Origin of the sequence: Paracoccus aestuariivivens (genome assembly GCF_009711225.1) — a bacterium.
In the GTDB taxonomy this organism is placed as follows: Bacteria; Pseudomonadota; Alphaproteobacteria; order Rhodobacterales; family Rhodobacteraceae; genus Paracoccus; species Paracoccus aestuariivivens.
The window spans coordinates 261517-279446 of the sequence record NZ_WMIE01000001.1 but is presented as its reverse complement, the minus strand read 5'-3'; the positions used below and the strand labels follow the sequence as shown (position 1 = coordinate 279446).

18 protein-coding genes are annotated in these 17930 nt (G+C 62.1%); 8 read left to right on the top strand and 10 right to left on the bottom strand.

Translation table 11 applies throughout. The features are described 5' to 3' along the window. Positions 1-5 precede the first annotated feature (5 nt). The 5 genes from GL286_RS01475 to GL286_RS01455 form a co-directional block, all read right to left on the bottom strand. The gene (locus GL286_RS01475; protein ID WP_155093773.1) at positions 6-833 is read right to left on the bottom strand and encodes an alpha/beta fold hydrolase; all 828 of its coding nucleotides are present in this window, start codon (positions 831-833) and stop codon (positions 6-8) included. After that, positions 833-1621, bottom strand: coding sequence for an enoyl-ACP reductase FabI (locus GL286_RS01470; RefSeq protein ID WP_155093772.1), 789 nt, complete (start codon positions 1619-1621; stop codon positions 833-835). Before GL286_RS01470 ends, GL286_RS01475 begins: the two co-directional genes overlap by 1 nt. Positions 1622-1627: 6 nt before the next feature. Next, positions 1628-2857 carry a beta-ketoacyl-ACP synthase I gene (gene fabB, locus GL286_RS01465; RefSeq protein ID WP_155093771.1) on the bottom strand — a complete coding sequence of 410 codons (1230 nt, stop codon included), beginning with the start codon at positions 2855-2857 and terminating at the stop codon, positions 1628-1630. A gap of 26 nt (positions 2858-2883) precedes the next feature. Continuing rightward, a complete protein-coding gene (gene fabA / locus GL286_RS01460) occupies positions 2884-3393 on the bottom strand; it encodes a bifunctional 3-hydroxydecanoyl-ACP dehydratase/trans-2-decenoyl-ACP isomerase (protein ID WP_155093770.1) in 510 nt (169 codons plus the stop codon). Between the two features lie 175 nt (positions 3394-3568). After that, complete coding sequence (locus tag GL286_RS01455) at positions 3569-4444, bottom strand: glycosyltransferase family 2 protein (RefSeq protein WP_155093769.1); 876 nt, start codon at positions 4442-4444, stop codon at positions 3569-3571. A gap of 189 nt (positions 4445-4633) precedes the next feature. Between GL286_RS01455 and infC the strand changes: the two genes are divergently transcribed. Genes infC through GL286_RS01430 form a run of 5 tightly spaced genes read left to right on the top strand, consistent with a single transcriptional unit; the run spans position 4634 to position 9256 of the window. Then, positions 4634-5182: a translation initiation factor IF-3 gene (infC, locus tag GL286_RS01450; protein ID WP_425496082.1), complete on the top strand. Its 549-nt coding sequence runs from the start codon at positions 4634-4636 to the stop codon at positions 5180-5182. A 27-nt stretch (positions 5183-5209) separates the two neighbouring features. Further along, complete coding sequence (gene dut / locus GL286_RS01445) at positions 5210-5671, top strand: dUTP diphosphatase (RefSeq protein ID WP_155093768.1); 462 nt, start codon at positions 5210-5212, stop codon at positions 5669-5671. A 4-nt stretch (positions 5672-5675) separates the two neighbouring features. After that, entirely contained in the window at positions 5676-6731 is a 1056-nt protein-coding gene (locus GL286_RS01440) for a HesA/MoeB/ThiF family protein (protein ID WP_155093767.1), read from the top strand. Between the two features lie 32 nt (positions 6732-6763). Beyond that, complete coding sequence (locus GL286_RS01435; protein ID WP_155093766.1) at positions 6764-8800, top strand: M3 family metallopeptidase; 2037 nt, start codon at positions 6764-6766, stop codon at positions 8798-8800. Positions 8801-8818: 18 nt separating this feature from the next. Further along, a complete protein-coding gene (locus tag GL286_RS01430) occupies positions 8819-9256 on the top strand; it encodes a hypothetical protein (protein WP_155093765.1) in 438 nt (145 codons plus the stop codon). Positions 9257-9305: 49 nt separating this feature from the next. Here GL286_RS01430 and GL286_RS01425 read toward each other — a convergent pair whose 3' ends face one another. Next, entirely contained in the window at positions 9306-9908 is a 603-nt protein-coding gene (locus GL286_RS01425) for an SH3 domain-containing protein (RefSeq protein ID WP_155093764.1), read from the bottom strand. 107 nt (positions 9909-10015) lie between these two features. Here GL286_RS01425 and GL286_RS01420 point away from each other — a divergent pair, with 107 nt between their 5' ends. The 3 genes from GL286_RS01420 (at position 10016) to GL286_RS01410 (ending at position 14231) form a co-directional block, all read left to right on the top strand. Further along, on the top strand, positions 10016-11017 hold the full coding sequence (locus GL286_RS01420; protein WP_155093763.1) for a 2-hydroxyacid dehydrogenase: 1002 nt from the start codon (positions 10016-10018) through the stop codon (positions 11015-11017). A 151-nt stretch (positions 11018-11168) separates the two neighbouring features. After that, complete coding sequence (locus GL286_RS01415; RefSeq protein ID WP_155093762.1) at positions 11169-13658, top strand: GcvT family protein; 2490 nt, start codon at positions 11169-11171, stop codon at positions 13656-13658. A 159-nt stretch (positions 13659-13817) separates the two neighbouring features. Next, a complete protein-coding gene (locus tag GL286_RS01410; protein WP_155093761.1) occupies positions 13818-14231 on the top strand; it encodes a DUF6314 family protein in 414 nt (137 codons plus the stop codon). 4 nt (positions 14232-14235) lie between these two features. On the opposite strand, the gene GL286_RS01405 is transcribed toward GL286_RS01410, so the two are convergent. The 4 genes from GL286_RS01405 to lipB form a co-directional block, all read right to left on the bottom strand. Further along, entirely contained in the window at positions 14236-14736 is a 501-nt protein-coding gene (locus GL286_RS01405) for a DUF2244 domain-containing protein (RefSeq protein ID WP_155093760.1), read from the bottom strand. Between the two features lie 8 nt (positions 14737-14744). Beyond that, positions 14745-16421 (bottom strand): cytochrome c oxidase subunit I, encoded by a 1677-nt coding sequence (ctaD, locus tag GL286_RS01400; RefSeq protein WP_155093759.1) that lies wholly within the window; start codon positions 16419-16421, stop codon positions 14745-14747. Between the two features lie 173 nt (positions 16422-16594). Continuing rightward, positions 16595-17056, bottom strand: coding sequence for a c-type cytochrome (locus GL286_RS01395; protein WP_155093758.1), 462 nt, complete (start codon positions 17054-17056; stop codon positions 16595-16597). A gap of 141 nt (positions 17057-17197) precedes the next feature. Further along, positions 17198-17854: a lipoyl(octanoyl) transferase LipB gene (gene lipB / locus GL286_RS01390; RefSeq protein ID WP_155093757.1), complete on the bottom strand. Its 657-nt coding sequence runs from the start codon at positions 17852-17854 to the stop codon at positions 17198-17200. Positions 17855-17930: the final 76 nt, after the last annotated feature.

Here is a 17930-nt window from a genome sequence, read left to right as displayed (position 1 = left end):
CGCGCCTAGCGGATCAGTGCCAGCCAATCGTGGATCGCGGCAATGGCCTCGGGTTCGTCCAGATAGGGGATATGGCCGCGGCCCGGCACCTCGGCAAAGATCATGTCAGGGCGGCGGGCGCGCATCTCGGTGGTGATTTCGGGCGAAAGCAGGTCCGAATTCTGCCCACGGATCAGGGCCAGAGGCATGCCTTTGGCGGCGTCGAATAGCGGCCAAAGATCGACCTCGGGACCTTTGAACGCATCAAGGAAGGATTCGCGCAGGGCGGGGTCGTAGTTGATCCGCAGCCCGTCAGGAGTCGCAATGTAATGACGGCGGGATTCCTCAAGCCAGCGGGATTCGGGAACGCCCTGAAATTCGGTCATCAGGCGCGGCAACTTGAGCGCCAGTTCCTCGTGGGACTTCGCGACCGGATTGCGCCCGACATAGTCCTTGATCTTTTCAAGGCCAGCGCGGTGCAGGATAGGGCCGACATCGTTCAGGCACACGCCCAGCATTCGCTGCGGCGCGGTTGCAGCCAGATACATGCCGATGATGCCGCCACGCGAGGTGCCCAGAATGGCTGCGCGTTCGATCCCCAGATGGTCGAGCAGTTCCAGCGCATCCCGCGCCTCTTGCGGGACGGTGTAGCTATCGACGCCGGTCCATTCGGACTGGCCCCGGCCCCGATAATCCGGGCGGATCAGCCGGATATCGGGCAGGTGCGGGGCCAGATAGTCAAAGTCCAGCCCCGTGCGGGTCAGCCCTGACAGCGCCAGAACCGGAAGTCCCTGACCTTGATCGCGATAGGCGAGGCGGGCTCCGTCACTGGCGGTGAAGTGGCTGATCTGCATCAGAGGTTTTCCGACTGTGGCATCCCCAGAACGTGGTAGCCGCCATCGACCAGAATAATCTCGCCCGTGGTGCAGGCACCCCAATCCGAGCACAGCCAGACCGCCGTGCCGCCGATGGATTCCAGCGTCGCGTTGGAGCGCAGGGGGGCGTTTGCTTCGGTATGGCGATAGGTCCTGCGCGCGCCGCCGATGGCTGCACCGGCAAGGGTCTTCATCGGGCCGGGGCTGATCGCGTTGACGCGGATGCCCTCGGGGCCGAGGTCGTTGGCGAGGTAACGCACCGCCGATTCCAGCGCCGCCTTGGCCACGCCCATCACGTTATAGAAGGGCGTCACCCGGTTCGAACCGCCATAGGTCAGCGTCAGGATCGTGCCGCCCTCGGTCATCAGCGGACGCGCGCGGCGTGCCACATCGACCAGCGAGTAGCAGGAAATCGTCAGCGAATTCTTGAAATTCTCGCGCGAGGTGTCGACGAAACGACCGGTCAGTTCGTTCTTGTCGGAAAACGCGATGGCATGGACGATGAAATCCAGCTTACCCCAGCGCGCTTCGATCTGGCCGAAAGCTGCGTCGAGCGATGCGTCATCTGTTACGTCCACGTCCACGAGAAAATCCGAGCCGACGCTGGCGGCCAGCGGTTCGACCCGCTTGCCGAAAGCCTCGCCCTGATAGGAAAAGGCCAGTTCCGCGCCTTGATCGGCCAGCGCCTTGGCGATGCCCCAGGCGATCGAACGATCATTCGCGACCCCCATCACAAGGCCGCGTTTACCCTTCATCAAATCCGTCATGGTCGATTACCCAAGATATTTGGACAGCAGCATCGAGCCGTTCGTGCCACCGAAACCGAACGAGTTCGTCATCACTGTGTCAAGTCCGGCGTTCTCGATCAGCTTGGTTGCAATTTCGTTGTCGTGAATTGCGGGGTCCAGCGTCTCGACATTGATCGACGGTGCGATGAAGTCATTGTCCAGCATCAGCAGGCAATAGACCGCCTCCTGCGCACCGGTCGCGCCTTGGCTGTGGCCGGTCATCGACTTGGTCGACGAGATCAGCGGCGTCGAGCCTTCGCCAAAGACGCGGCGGACGGCCTGAACCTCGCCCACGTCACCGACCGGGGTCGAGGTGCCATGCGCGTTGATATAGCCAACCTTGCGGCCTGCCTGCAGGGTCTCCAGCGCCAGCCGCATCGCGCGCTCGCCGCCTTCGCCCGAGGGGGCGACCATGTCATGCCCGTCCGAGGTCGCGGCATAGCCGGTGACTTCGGCATAGATCTTGGCACCGCGAGCCTTCGCGTGTTCCAGCTCTTCCAGAACCAGAATGCCGCCGCCGCCCGAGATGACGAAACCGTCGCGGTTCGCGTCGAAGGCGCGCGAGGCTTTCTCCGGCTGGTCGTTGTATTTCGACGACATCGCGCCCATCGCATCGAAGAGGCAGGACAGGGTCCAGTCCAGTTCCTCGGCACCACCAGCGAACATGATGTCCTGACGGCCCATCGCGATCTGCTCGGCGGCATTGCCGATGCAATGCAGCGAGGTCGAGCAGGCCGAGGTGATCGAGTAGTTCACGCCCTTGATGCGGAACGCGGTCGAGAGGTTCGCCGAGATGGTCGAACTCATGCACTTCGGCACGGCGAACGGACCGATCTTTTTCGGCGCGCCCGAGGCCAGCACCGTCTGATGCGCCGCGAACATGGACGAGGTCGACGGCCCGCCCGAACCGGCGATCAGGCCGGTGCGCGGGTTCACGATATCGCTTTCCTCAAGCCCCGCATCGGCGATGGCCTGCTGCATGGCGAGATAGCCGTAAGCCGCCCCCGGACCCATGAAGCGCAGCACGCGCTTGTCGATAAGTTCCTTGGGGTCAAGCTTGACCGCGCCAGCGACTTGGCTGCGGAAACCGTATTCTTTCATGTCCTCATTCGCGGTGATGCCGGATTTACCGGCTTTCAGCGATGCAAGGACCTCGGAGGCATTGTTGCCGATGCTGGAAACGATGCCTAGACCAGTGACGACGACGCGGCGCATGGGGCTCTCCTGATTTCGGTGCGAAGTCAGCTTTCCGACAGCGCGACTTTCATGTCTTTGACTTGGTAGATGACTTCACCATCGGCCTCGACGCGGCCATCCGCCACACCCATGGTCAGGCGACGGGTCTGCACGGCTTTGGTGAAGTCTACATAATAACGAAGCATTTTGCGATCCGGACGGACCATGCCGGTCAGTTTGACCTCGCCCACGCCCAGGGCATAGCCGCGACCGGTCCAGCCGCGCCAGCCCAGATTGAAGCCGGTCAGCTGCCACAAGCCGTCAAGGCCAAGGCAGCCGGGCATGATCGGGTTGCCGGGAAAATGGCAGCCGAAGAACCACAGATCGGGCGTGATGTCGAACTCGGCCACGACGTGACCTTTGCCGTGCAATCCGCCATCGCCCGAGATTTCGGTGATGCGGTCCATCATCAGCATCGGGGGTTCGGGCAGCTGCGCGTTGCCGGGCCCGAACAGCTCGCCACGGGCGCATGCCAGCAGGTCTTCTTTGCTAAAGCTGGTCTGGGTCATCGTCATGCGCGTCTATTGCTCCCTCGAAGGTGACGTGGCGTCAGGAAATCGCCACCGGATCACAAAAACCGGCGCGAAACTTTGGGCAGGGTCTATCATTGCGCCCGCCAGAGGTGCAAGGGTCGCAGATTAATGCAGATTTTTCCAGCGATTCACCCGTTTTCGGAACGTCGGTGCAGGCCTAGAACCACTGTCCGGGCTCCATCAGCCCGAAATCCATCAATTGCTGCGAATGCCAGCGGAATGGTGTCGAGTTCCGCCAGCTGAACGACCCGATCTCGCGGCGCGAGCCGGGGTTTCGGGCAAGCGCCTTGGCGACCCGGAACGAGGCCACCGCCGCTGTCAGGTTGTGATGCCAAGGACAGGCATAAGTGTTGTATTCCGCATCGTTAAGCCGGTGATCGGGCAACATGCGCAGGCCCGGCTGGGTGCGGAACAGTGAAATCCGGTCGATGCGGCGGCGGTCGGCGGGTATATGTTCCTCGAAGCGCCAGCGCAGACCGCCGTGGAAATCCAGCTGCCGTTCAAGTTCGTTGCCATCTCGATCCTTGCGCCCCAAGGCAAAGTAGCCCGAGCGATCGAACATCGCTTCGTTCATGCTGACGGCGTCTGGGAAGCGGTCCAGATCGGGCGCGTAGAGGTCCACGACATAGGACAGCATGGCCCGTCGGCGCTCTTCGGCGTGGAAGGTCAGCATCTCGCCGACGGTGCGGTTTTCCGAGAACGGGTAGAACAGGAATTCGGCGTTATAGCCGTAATACAGCCATGTATTGGGCGGAACCGCCTCGATCACGGTGTTGACGGCGCTGACATGGGCGCGGTGCTGGCGCGAGTCGAACTTGAGATTGACGATCCGGCCCAGTTCGTCCTCGGGTAGGGCGTGCGAGGGCAGGGGCTCGGCTGACAAAGCAAGGATCAGCCTGAAGCCGCATTTCAGGTGATGCGCCAGAGTTTGTGCGACCGCAGCCGAATCCTCGATCAGGATGATCGCGATGGGCCCTTTTTCCAAGCGGTCCGGCGATTGTCTGAGAAATTCGGCAAGATGCGGATGGCTCATGTGGGACGGCTCGGGTTGTTCGCGCATTTGTATCTATGGCACGATCCGGCGCGACCGGTAAAGCCGCGTTCAACCCTACGCAGAGCAGTCATCGTTCCTGTGGGAATCCCAGCCATTACAGTGCGAATCCGGTTGAAATGAGCGATTTGCAGGACTATTTAACCGCGCAAACCATTTGGCCATGCAAGGATCACAGCCATAGCCCGTAGACCGCATAACGCTCCGCCCACCCGTGACACCGGCCCGCGCGTAAACGAACGAATCCGAGTCGCCGAAATCCGCCTGATTGGTGCGGAAGGCGAGAATATCGGTGTCGTCACGCCCGCCCGCGGGTTGGAGCTAGCACAGGATGCCGGGCTCGACCTGGTCGAGATCTCGCCCAACGCTGTGCCGCCGGTCTGCAAGATCATGGACCTTGGCAAGTTCAAATACGAGCAGCAGAAGCGCGAAGCCGAAGCGCGCAAGAAGCAAAAGATCATCGAGATCAAGGAGATCAAGTTCCGTCCGGGGACTGATACCCATGACTACGACGTGAAGATGCGCTCGGTCGTGAAATTCCTTGAAGGCGGCGACAAGGTGAAAGTCACCCTGCGTTTCCGCGGTCGTGAGATGGCGCACCAGCAGCTTGGTCTTGAGTTGCTGAACCGGGTGGCCGGCGATGTCGGCGAACTGGGCAAGATCGAATCGATGCCCAAGCTTGAAGGGCGTCAAATGGTCATGATGATCGCGCCGAAATAAGCGCCGTTCATATTCTAGCAGGGCAGCATGTCATCCGAAGTTACGATTCTGGTTCTGCGTGAACCGGGCGCCGATGCGGCGCTGCCATTGCCTGAATACCAGACCTCCGGCTCTGCGGGTGCTGACCTGCGGGCCGATCTGGGCGGGGACGAGCTTGTGCTTGCTCCCGGCCAGATCCGTCTTGTTCCGACCGGTCTGCGGGTGCAGATCCCCGAAGGATTCGAGATGCAGATCCGCCCCCGTTCAAGCCTTGCGCTGAAACACGGGGTGACGTTGCCCAACACGCCCGGAACCATCGACAGCGATTACCGCGGTCCTCTGGGCGTCATCATGATCAATCTTGGCGCGGCACCTTATGCCATCCAGCATGGCGAGCGTATCGCGCAGGCCGTGATCGCTCCGGTCATTCGCGCGCAGTATGTCATGGCCGAAGAACTGGGCGAAACAGCCCGTGGCGCGGGTGGTTTCGGCTCGACCGGCCGGGCCTGATTTCATGTTCGTCATTCTGCTGATGGCCGCCCTGCTGATTGCGGGGCGTGTCCTTGGCTGGCCTTCCGCACGGGTTTGGCTGGTTGTCGCGGCTATTTGGTGCGTGGTTCTCGGCTTCCAGAACTTTGCTCCCAATTCGGTCGTGGCGAAGCTTGCCGGTGGTAATCCCCGGCTTTGGATACTTGGCGGCGGCATCCTGACGCTTATGTTGTGCTACCGGACGTTGCTGCGTCAGTTGCACAGAAAGGCGATCCCCTTGCCCGAGGCCCCTTCCACGCCCCCCGCTCATTCCGGTCCACTGTCTGAGCCCGAGCTTGACCGTTACGCCCGTCACATTGTCTTGCGCGAGTTGGGCGGGCCGGGGCAGGCGGCTTTACGACGGGCGCGGGTTCTGGTTGTCGGTGCCGGTGGGCTGGGCGCTCCGGTATGCCTGTATCTGGCCGCGGCAGGGGTCGGGCGGATCACGGTTGCCGACGATGATCGGGTCAGCCTGTCCAACCTGCAACGGCAGGTCATTTTCCGCGAGTCCGACGATGGTCGCCCCAAGGCCGAGGCGGCGACGGCGGCGATGCTTGCCTTGAACCCGCATGTGCAGGTGACGGCGCTGAACCAGCGCATCACGGGCGACGATGCCGCCTTGATCGCCGAGCATGATCTTGTCATCGACGGCACCGACAGTTTTGCGGCAAGACAGACGATCAACGCGGCCTGCGTCGCGGCGGCTGTCCCCCTGATCGCCGGAGCCATCGCGCAATGGGAGGGGCAGGTCACCATCTGGGACCCTAAACACGCTGCGCCCTGCATGCATTGCATCTTTCCCGAAGCGCCCGCGACCGGTCTGGCCCCCGCCTGCGCCGAGGCCGGAGTCGTCGGCCCCTTGCCCGGCGTGATCGGCAGCATGATGGCGCTTGAGGCAATCAAGCTGATCGTTGGCGCCGGCGATTCCTTGCGCGGCCGGATGATGATCTTTGACGGGCTATGGGGCGAAAACCGCGTCGTGAAGCTGTCGCGTCGTGCGGATTGTCCGGTCTGCGGCTCTGGACATTTCCGGCAGGGGTGAAAGACTCGCGGGCAACTGAACAGGAGGCTCGCATGAACCCCGAATTGACCAATTGGACCGGCCCGCTGGGGCTTCCCCGTTTTGACCTGATCCGTGATGAGGATTTTGCTCCGGCATTCGACGAATGTCTGCGGCTGGCTGCCGCTGCGGTCGAGGCCATTGCCGCCAATCCCGAACCGCCGGGCTTTGCCAATACCGTTGCCGCGCTGGAAACCGCCGAGGAACCGCTGAACCGGCTTTGCGCGATTTTCTACACCCTGACCGGCGTTGATTCGAACCCGGCGCGCGAGGATTTGCAGCGCCAGATCGCGCCGCGACTTGCGGCGCATGGCAGCAAGGTCAGCATGGACCCGCGCCTGTTCGATCGGGTCGAAGCCATCATGCAGGACCGCGATCAGCTTTCGCCCGAGGACCGTCGTCTGACGGAACTGACGCTGCGTGGTCTGCGCCGCTCGGGCGCGGGTCTGACCGGCGAGGCGCGTGATCGCATGGCTGCGATCCGCGAACGTCTGGCGGTGTTGTCCACCGATTTCGCCCAGAATGTCCTGACCGACGAACGCGATTTCACCATGGCGATTGCCGATGACCAACTGGCGGGCCTGCCGGATTGGCTGGTCCGCGCGATGCGCGCGGCGGCCCGTGAACGCGGCATGGCGGGACAGATCGTGACGCTGAACCGCTCGTTGATCGTGCCGTTCCTTGAGTATTCTCAGGACCGCGCCCTGCGGGAAATTGCGTGGCGGGCATGGACCGCGCGGGGCGATGGCTCTGGCGCGGGTGGCGAGGCGACGGACAACCGCCCGATCGCGGCCGAGATCCTGAAGCTGCGGCATGAACGCGCCCAACTGCTCGGCTATGCCGATTTCGCCAGCTACAAGCTTGAACCCGAAATGGCTGGCAAGGCCGAAACTGTCGAGGCGCTGCTGACCGAAGTCTGGCAGGCCGCTAGGGTCAGGGCCGATGCCGATGGCCGGAAGCTGGCCGAGATGCTGAACGCGGATGGCGTGAACGGCGCGCTGGAACCTTGGGACTGGCGCTACTACGCCGAACGCCGCCGCAAGGCCGAACATGATCTGGATGAGGCCGAGGTCAAACCCTATCTCACGCTTGAGGCGATGATCGGTGCGGTTTTCGACACGGCGGGGCGGCTTTTCGGGCTGGAGATGCGCGAATTCGATGCGCCCCTTTGGTCGCCCGATGTGCGGGCATGGGAAATCACCCGCAACGGCAAACAGATGGCGGTGTTTCTGGGGGATTTCTACGCGCGGCCCAGCAAACGCTCGGGGGCGTGGTGTTCCTCGCTCGCGCAGCAGCACAAGATTGGCGAGGGGCAGCGCCCCATCGTTGTCAACGTGTGCAACTTCACCCCGCCCGAGCAGAAAGGCGCGCCTGCCTATCTAAGCTGGGACGACGCGCATACGCTGTTCCACGAATTCGGTCACGCGTTGCACCATATACTGTCCGATGTCAGTTGGCCCTCGATGTCGGGAACGTCCGTGGCGCGCGACTTTGTCGAACTGCCCAGCCAGTTGTTCGAACATTGGCTGGAACAGCCCGAGGTTCTGGATCGCCACGCCCGCCATGCCGAGACGGGCGAACCTCTGCCTGCCGAGTTGCGCGACCGGATCCTGTCGGCACGAAATGCCGATTCCGGTTTTGCCACGACCGAGTATCTGGAAAGCGCATTGGTCGATCTGGCCTTCCATCGCGGCGAGCCGCCCGCCGATCCGATGGCTCGTCAGGCCGAGGTTCTGGCAGCCCTCGGAGCGCCGAAAGCCATCCCGATGCGCCATGCCACGCCGCATTTCGCGCATGTCTTCTCGGGCGACGGGTATTCATCGGGCTATTACAGCTACATGTGGTCCGAGGTGATGGACGCCGATGCCTTCGAGGCATTCATGGAAAAAGGCGACGCCTTTGATCCCGAAACCGCCCGAAAACTTGAGGAATGGATCCTCTCGAAAGGGGATTCTTTGCCCGCAGATGAACTTTGGTTGAAATTCAGGGAACGAAAACCGGGGGTTCACGCTTTGTTGAAAGGACGCGACCTTCTGGAGGTTGCCTCGTGATTCAACGGGAGAAACGACATGACACTGACCAAAGCTCTGCTTGCCTTTGCCGCCGTTGCCGCCCTGGGTGGCCTTGCCGCCTGTGATCAGGCTGCCCCCGTGAAGCCCGGCCCGACGCCCGGCCCGATTGCGCAATCGAGCGCGCTGAACGGCACCTATAACCTGTTGCAATCGGAATGCGGCAATGTCTCCAGTGACAAGAGCCTCGTGATCGACGGCAACAAGTTCAGCTTCCCGGCGGCGACCTGTACCGTTGCCGGTTCTGACAAGCAGGTGGACCGCACGCGCGTCACGCTGGCTTGCGAAGGCTCGCCCGCTGCCGGTAACCGCGTCGTCGATCTTCAGACCCGCCCCGACGGCACGCTGCGGATGACCGAGGATTCGATCACGCTGACCTATTTCCAATGTATGAAAGCCACCGCGAGCTCGAGCTCGCTGTCCGGCCAAAGCATGTAAGCGGAAAGTCTGACTGTTCCGGGTCGCCTTCGGGCGGCCCGAAAACCCCTTACTCGCGGATTTCGTCCGGATCGACGCCCCAGATCGCGGATTTCGGCACCCAGCCCTTTTCGCCGCCTCCTGAGACGCGGCACCAGTCGCGGTTGCACTCATGAAGCCTGACGATTGCGCCCGCTTCGGCACGGGCCAGCACATCCGAGCGCTCGTCCGGCTTGGCCAGCAGTTCGAGCATGTCCTTGCGTACGATAGCGGTCCGGACGCCCGACAGCAGCGAATAATGCACCCATCCTCCGGCGCCGTCCTGATCCTCGACGCGGCGCCAGTGGCCGAATTCGGCGACCACGCGCAAAGGCATTCCGGCATGGTGGAACACCCAGTCGATGCGGTGCGACAGGCTGGGACCACGGCGGGCGTTCCCTTCGCCGCCTTTCAGGCTGACATAGCGGGGCAGGGGCAGGTTGGTGACGGGACCACGGTTCGGGTCGTTCTTGCCATCGGGGTTCCGGCTGATCTCGGCATCAGCGGAAACGGCCGGAAGCTGGCGCGCGTCCAGATTTTCACCCGGGTCTACGGCCTGCGCCAGAGCCGCGGTGGCAAGGCACCCCATCAAGGCCATGATCAAGAAACCCGGATGAATTTGTCTGTAATTCATTTGCCTGTCCTGCTTTTTCGGGGTCTTGTGCCCGCCCCTCGACGCAGGCACTTTGCCAAATGGCATCAAGCTTGGGAAGATGGCTCGGTCACGAGGGAGGGGGAGTGATGGCAACCACAGGTCCGGGCGGTGCTGCGTTGAAGGTCTTTGTGACCCGTCGTCTGCCGAAATGCATTGAAAACCGCATGACCGAGTTGTTCGACGTCACCTTGCGCCATGATGACCGCAAATTGACGCGCGAAGAGTTGATCGCCGCGATGCAGGAAAACGACATCTTGGTGCCAACCGTCACCGACCGGATTGACGCCGCGATGCTGGCCGAGATCGGCGACCGGCTGAGGCTGATCGCGAATTATGGCGCGGGGGTGGACCATCTGGACGTGCGCGCCGCTTGTGCCAAGGGGATTTCGATCTCGAACACGCCGGGCGTCGTGACCGAAGACACTGCGGATATGACGCTGGCGCTGATCCTTGCCGTCACACGGCGCCTGCCCGAAGGCATGGCCGAGATGCAGGCGGGACGCTGGCAGGGCTGGTCTCCGACCTCGCATCTGGGTGGCCGGTTGGGCGGGAGGCAACTGGGAATCCTGGGCATGGGGCGGATCGGGCAGGCCGTCGCGCGACGCGCGCGGGCCTTTGGCATGACGATCCATTATCACAACCGCCACCGCCTTAGACCCGAGGTCGAGGCCGCACTTGGCGCGACCTATTGGGAAAGTCTGGACCAGATGCTGGCGCGCTCGGATATCATCAGCGTGAACGCCCCGCACACCCCCGCGACCTTTCATCTGCTGAACGCGCGGCGGTTGAAACTGCTGAAGCCGACGGCGGTGGTGGTCAATACGTCTCGCGGCGAGGTCATCGACGAGAACGCCCTGACGCGGATGCTGCGCGCGGGCGAGATTGCGGGCGCAGGGCTGGACGTTTTCGAGCATGGCCACGAGATCAACCCCCGTCTGCGCGCCTTGCCCAATGTCGTTCTGTTGCCGCATATGGGTTCGGCCACGGTCGAGGGGCGGACCGAGATGGGCGAGAAAGTCGTGATCAATATCAAGGCCTTCATCGACGGCCACCGCCCGCCTGATCTTGTCCTGCCCTCGATGGTCTAGGATGCCCGCCCGCCATGGATGCGTCCGATGGATGGCGAATTTGCGACATGTCGTTTTTTGACGGTGAAATGTCGCCGCCGCGCTGCGACTTGGGATGGGCTCTGCCACAACTCGCTCAAGGTAGCTCACGTGCGAAAAGGATAGGCTGGCCATGAAAACCCATGTGAAGGCTCTTGTGGTCGGAGGCGGTGCGGTCGGTTGCGGTATTGCCTTGCATCTTGCGCGGGCGGGTTGGGACACGATGCTGGTCGAACGCGACGAACTGACCTCGGGCTCGACATGGCACGCGGCGGGGTTGCTGCCATTATTCAACATGGGCTACGCGACCAGCCATATTCACGACTATTCCGTCAAGCTTTACGCCGGGCTAGAGGCCGAAACCGGCCTGAACGCCGGCTTTACCCGCTGCGGCAACCTGCGCATGGCACAGACCCAAGACCGGATGGACGAATACATGCTGTATTCCGCCACAGCCGAAACCGTGGGCATCCCGCATGAATTCATGTCCCCCGCCCAGATCAAGGAACGCTGGCCCTTGGTCAATATCGACGGCCTGAAAGGGGCGCTGTTCCACCCGACAGACGGTTATATCAACCCCGCCGACGTGACTCAGGCAATGGCCAAGGGCGCGCGGATGGCGGGCTGCACGATCGAGCGCAAGATTCAGGTCAACGGCTATCGCTGGACCGGCAGCGAATGGGTCGTGACCTTGGACCGGATGGTCGAGAAGGGCGGCTATCTTGTTCCCGCGAACGAGCCATTCGAAATCCGTGCCGAGCATGTCGTGACCGCCACCGGCAACCACGCACAGCGCACGGCGCGGCTTCTTGGCATCAAGATCCCCGCCATTCCGGTCGAACACCAGTTCATCGTGACCGAACCCGATCCGGCCTTGGTCAAGTGGCGCGCTGACGGCAATCCCGAACATCCGGTCCTGCGCGATGCCGACGCGAAATGGTATGTCCGCGAGGAACGTGGCGGTTGGATCCTTGGCCCCTACGAGCGGGGCGCTCCGGCGCGGTTCCAGTACGAGGTTCCCGAAAGCTTCCGCGCGGACCTGTTCCCCTTGGATCTCGAGCGGATCGAAGAGGAATACATGTCGATGATCCACCGGCTGCCGACCTCGGAAACCGTGGGTCTGAAAGACGATTTCAATGGCCCGATCTGCTACACGCCGGATGGCAACCCTCTGGTCGGTCCGGCACCCGGCCTGCGCAACATGTGGCTGGCCGAGGGCTTTAGCTTTGGCATTACCGCTGCTGGCGGCGTGGGCAACTATCTGGCGCAGATGATGACCGGGGGCGAGGCCGAAATCGACATGGCCAGCCTTGATCCCCGCCGCTTCGGGAACTGGATGACCACGGATTACGCCGTGAAAAAGAACGAGGAATGCTACGAGCACGTATTCGTCCTGCACCATCCGGACGAGGAACGCGAAGCCGCACGGCCATTGCGCACGGCGCCCGCCTATGATCGCCAGATCGCCGCCGGGGCGCAGATGGGGCAGGTGAACGGTTGGGAGCGTCCGAACTATTACGGTCCCGCAGAGTTTGATGATCATGCCGCCCGCAGCTTCCGTCGCGGCGGCTGGTGGCAATACGCTGCCGATGAGGCCAAGGCGATCCGCGAGACAGCCGGTATGATCGACGCATCCGCTTTTGCCAAGCATCGGGTTCATGGCAAGGGTGCGACCGCGTTTCTGGATTGGTTCACCACCAATAAACTGCCAAAGGTCGGGCGGATCAACCTGACCTATACCTTGACCGAAACCGGCACGACGCGTTCCGAATATACCATCGTGCGTCTGGCCGAGGATGACTATTACCTGATCTCGGCTGGGGCATGGACCGATTATGACGGCGACAACCTGAAGAAACTGGCCGAGGACAAGGAAGCCGAGTTCGGGCAGATCCTCATTCAGGACATCACCACGCAATGGGGTGTTTACGCCATTGCTGGCCCGAACAGCCGCAAGATCCTGCAGGAAATCGCGCGCGATGCCGACCCTGCGACCGTGCTGGGCAACAAGCGTTTCCCATGGCTGTCGATGCGCGAAATCGAACTTGGCATGTGTCCGGTTCGCGCCATTCGCGTCGCCTATACCGGCGAGTTGGGCTGGGAGTTGCATTACCCGATCGAGTTTGGCCGCTACCTTTGGGAACAACTTGTCGCTGCGGGTGAAAAGCACGGCATGAAGCTGGTGGGCGCACGGGCGCAGAACTGGCTGCGTCAGGAAAAATCCTATCGCGCTTTCGGTACCGAACTTGGCCGCGACGCGACGCCGCTCGAGGCGGGGCTGGACCGCTTTGTCGATCTGGACAAGGATTTCCGCGGCAAACAGGCCATGCTGGACAAGGGCATACGCAGCAAATGCGTGACCCTGCTGATCGATGGTCCGGCTGATGCCGATCCTTGGGGTCGCGAGGGGCTGTTTCTTGACGGACAGCGTGTCGGGCGCTTGACCTCGGGCGGATGGTCGGCGGCTTTCGGCAAGTCCATCGGCATGGGCTATGTCCGTCCCGAACTGACCACGCCCGGAACCAGACTGAAGGTGCGGATGCAGCGCGAATTGTGGGACGCCGTTGTGACCGAGGATAGCCCCTACGATCCCGAGAACAAGGTGATCCGCGTCGACGGCTGATCCCGACTGACGCGCCGCGTTCGAGTCTTGCCTCCTGCGCGACGTCGCAGGGGGTGTTTTATTTGGTCGTCCCTTCGAACCGGATGTCCACGCGGTGGTTTATCTTGTGCTGCGGACCGACGATAAGCACCGGATGGACAGGCGAGTGAGGCGGAGAACATGAAAGACTTGGATCAGACAATCGGGATCTTGGACTTTCTTGGCTCGTGGAAGGTCAAGCGTCGCATCGACGATGCAAAAACCGGCTGGGTCACCCGTTTCGAAGGCTTGGCCGTCATTACTCAGGATCTGTTCCACGAAGACGGCTTTATCCGGCTTCAGCGCCAGACGCTGCCGTCGCAGCGCAGTTATCGGCTGGATTGGGGCAACGCGTCCGTCGATGTGAGACGCCCCAGTGGCGCGCCCTTTATCACGCTGCAAACTGCCGGTGTGCAAAAGGTTCAGCACCTATGCGGCGACGATCTGTATCGCGGGCTGTTCCTGTTCTCAGACAAGAACCGCTGGGCCGAGGCGTGGGTTGTCGAAGGACCGCGCAAGAAATACCGCAGCTTCAGCCATTACTGGCGCGCGTGACCGTTCAGGTGCGAAGCCGCATCAACCGTTCGTCAAGATCGTGATGCAGGTTCTGGCGTTCCTCGGGGGATAGAAACGCGCCCAGTTCGATCTCGCGTTTGCCATCGGTCAGTACCAGATAATCCGCAACCGGTCCGTGCTGGCGCAGGGCGACCCGCACCCAATAGGGGTTCGTCTGCCAGATCCGTGGTGCGCGACCGGGGTCCGTTCGGGTCAATGTCAGGTGGCTGCGGTCCAGATCCATCACTTCGCGGGTCGCGCCGTTGCGGTAGCTGCGCCGGATCGCGTGCCATAACGCCCACACAGCCAATGCCGCAAAAGGCAGCAGGCCCCACAACGCCAAGGTTCCGACGACGGCAAGCAATGGCAGGGCTAGTCCCGTGGCGGCCAGTCCGATCACCCAGACGAAGCCCTTGGGCGGCAGCGATTGATGCGGCCAGATCTCGAGGCGAAACGAAACGGCCCCGGATTGCTCCGGGGCCGTGTCTTGCCATGCATAAGGCATCGCCTGGATCAATGCGCTTGGGCGCGGTCCCAGTCGGACTGCTTCGGCAGCGTTTCGAACGTGTGCTCGGGCGGCGGCGAGGGCAGGGTCCATTCCAGCGTGTCGGCGTGTTCGTTCCAGTAGTTCGGGACGTTCACGCGCTGGCCCTTGAACAGGGTGTAGAAGACGATGCCGATGAAGAACAGGAACGAGGCGAAGGACAGGTATGCCCCCAGCGACGAGATGTTGTTCCAATAGGCGAACTCGACCGGATAGTCGATGTAGCGGCGTGGCATGCCCTGACGGCCAAGGAAATGCTGCGGGAAGAAGGTCATGTTCGCGCCGATGAACATCATCCAGAAATGCAGCTTGCCTGCCCATTCCGGATATTGGCGGCCCGACATCTTGCCGATCCAGTAATAGACCCCGGCGAAGATGCCAAAGACTGCGCCCAGCGACATCACGTAGTGGAAGTGGGCCACGACGTAATAGGTGTCGTGATAGACCCGGTCCAGCGGAGCCTGAGACAGCACGACGCCGGTTACGCCGCCGACGGTGAACAGGAATAGGAAGCCGAAGGCCCAAAGCATCGGCGTCTTGAACTCGATCGAGCCGCCCCACATCGTCGCGATCCACGAGAACACCTTGATGCCGGTCGGCACCGCGATAGTCATGGTGGCCAGCATGAAATAGCTCTGCTGGGTCAGCGACATGCCGACCGTGTACATGTGGTGCGCCCAGACGACGAAGCCGAGGATACCGATCGCGGCCATGGCCAGAACCATCGGCAGGTAGCCGAAGATCGGCTTCTTGGCGAAGGTCGAGATGACGTGACTGATGATGCCGAAGCCCGGCAGGATGATGATGTAGACCTCGGGGTGGCCGAAGAACCACAGGATGTGCTGGTACAGGATCGGGTCGCCGCCACCAGCGGGATCAAAGAAATGCGTGCCGAAGTTGCGATCCATCAGCAGCATGGTGATGGCACCAGCCAGAACCGGCAGCGACAGAAGGATCAGCCATGCGGTGATGAAAACCGACCAAGCGAACAGCGGCACCTTGAACAGCGTCATGCCGGGGGCACGCATGTTCAGGAAGGTGGTGATGATGTTGATCGCACCAAGGATCGACGACGCGCCCGAAACGTGGACCGCAAAGATCGCGAGATCCATCGAATAGCCCGACTCGGTCGTGGACAGCGGCGGGTAAAGCACCCAGCCCACGCCCGAACCCGCCTGGTCGCTTCCCCCCGGAGCGAGCAGCGAGGCGACGCCAAGGCAGACGCCGCAGACATACATCCAGTAGGACAGGTTGTTCAGGCGCGGGAAAGCCATGTCCGGCGCGCCGATATGCAGCGGCATGAAGTAGTTGCCAAACCCCCCGAACAGGGCCGGAATGACGACGAAGAACATCATCAGTACGCCATGATAGGTGATCATGACGTTCCACAGATGCCCGTTCGGCGTACACTCGCTGGCGGCATCCGCGATGAAGCGTGCGCCCTCAAGACACATGTACTGCACGCCGGGATGCTGTAGTTCCATCCGCATGTAGACAGTGAAGCTGACCGAGATCAGGCCGACGATGCCAGCCGTGAACAGGTACAGAATGCCGATATCTTTATGGTTGGTAGACATGAACCAGCGGGTGAAGAAGCCGCGGTTGTCGTGATGGTCTCCGTGGCCGTGAACGGCTGCGTCTGCCATGCTGAACTCCCTAAACATGCGCGGGCCGGCCGTTCGGGGCCGACGGACTCGGCTCAAGTTCTAGAACACAATCTTGCGACCGGCAATCGCGGTGGCAGGCAGAAGGAGCGTCCGCTAGGGCTGAAAAGCTTGGTCGGAACGCCCCTGTTGCATGCCCGCGACAGGTGGCAGGATCAGTTCGCCGCCGGAGCCGCCGCCGCGTCAGCTGCCGGAGCCGCACCCGCCTCGGGCGAATGCTGCGCAAGGAACGCAACCACGTCAGCCTGATTCTTGGCCATTTTGAAGGTCATCTTGGTCTTGAGGGATTTGTCCCCGACCTTTTCCTCGACGAACTTGTTCGGGTCGGTGATGTAGCCGGCCAGATCCTCGGTGGTCCAGACTTCGCCGGCCTCGCCCAGTTTCATCAGAGCGTCGGAATATTTGAAGCCTTCCTGCGTGCCCGCCTTGCGGCCGACAATGCCGTAAAGGTTCGGACCGGTCTTGCCGCCTTTGACCACATCGGTCCCGTCGGGGGACTGGATCATGTGGCAGGCCTTGCATTTCTTGAATTCGTTTTCGCCTTTTGCGGCGTCCTGAGCCGCAGCCGGCATGGCGAGCGCGGCGACAGCCAGCGTGGCGAGGATTGCGGTCTTCATGGTGTTCCCTCTAGGTCGTTTTCCGAAAATCTGGATGGGACCTCTCCCTCCCTGATGTCGAGGGCTAGCACGGGGAACACAGCCTGAATACCGTCAAAAGGTCGCAAGCTAGGCAATGCTGACCCAAGGAACTGGATAAAATCAGTCCGAAATCGGCGGGAAATTGTCCGGGAAGGTCCGCATCAGGGCGACATCCAGATCGCCGAGGCCGACCGGATGCCCCAGATCGACGAGGCTGGTGACGCCATGACCCGAAATGCCGCAGGGCACGATGCCTGCGTAATGGCTCAGATCCGGTTCGACATTGATCGAGATGCCGTGGAAGCTGACCCATTTGCGCAGCTTGACGCCAATGGCCGCGATCTTGTCCTCGCGCATCGAACCGTCCAGCAGCGCGGCCTTGTCGGGACGCGCCACCCAGACGCCGACGCGTCCGTCGCGGATTTCGCCGGTGACGTTGAACTCGGAAAGCGCGTCGATGACCCAATTCTCCAGCGCCGCGACAAAGGCGCGGATGTCGCGGCCGCGCCGGTTCAGGTCCAGCATGACATAGACGATGCGCTGGCCCGGCCCGTGATAGGTATATTGACCGCCGCGCCCCGCCGCATGGACGGGGAAGCGCGCGTCCAAAAGGTCGGCTTCCTTCGCGCTGGTGCCAGCGGTGTAAAGCGGCGGATGCTCGACAAGCCAGATCAGCTCATCGGCCTCTCCGGCATGGATGGCAGCGGCCCGCGCCTCCATGAAGGCGACGGCTTCGTCATATTCGGTCAGTCCGGGGGCGGTGATCCATTCAGTCATGACCCGTCATTTGGCGGCAATGTGGCCAAGGCGCAAGAGGGGGTGCTGCGGAACATGAATCCCGTTCAAGATCATT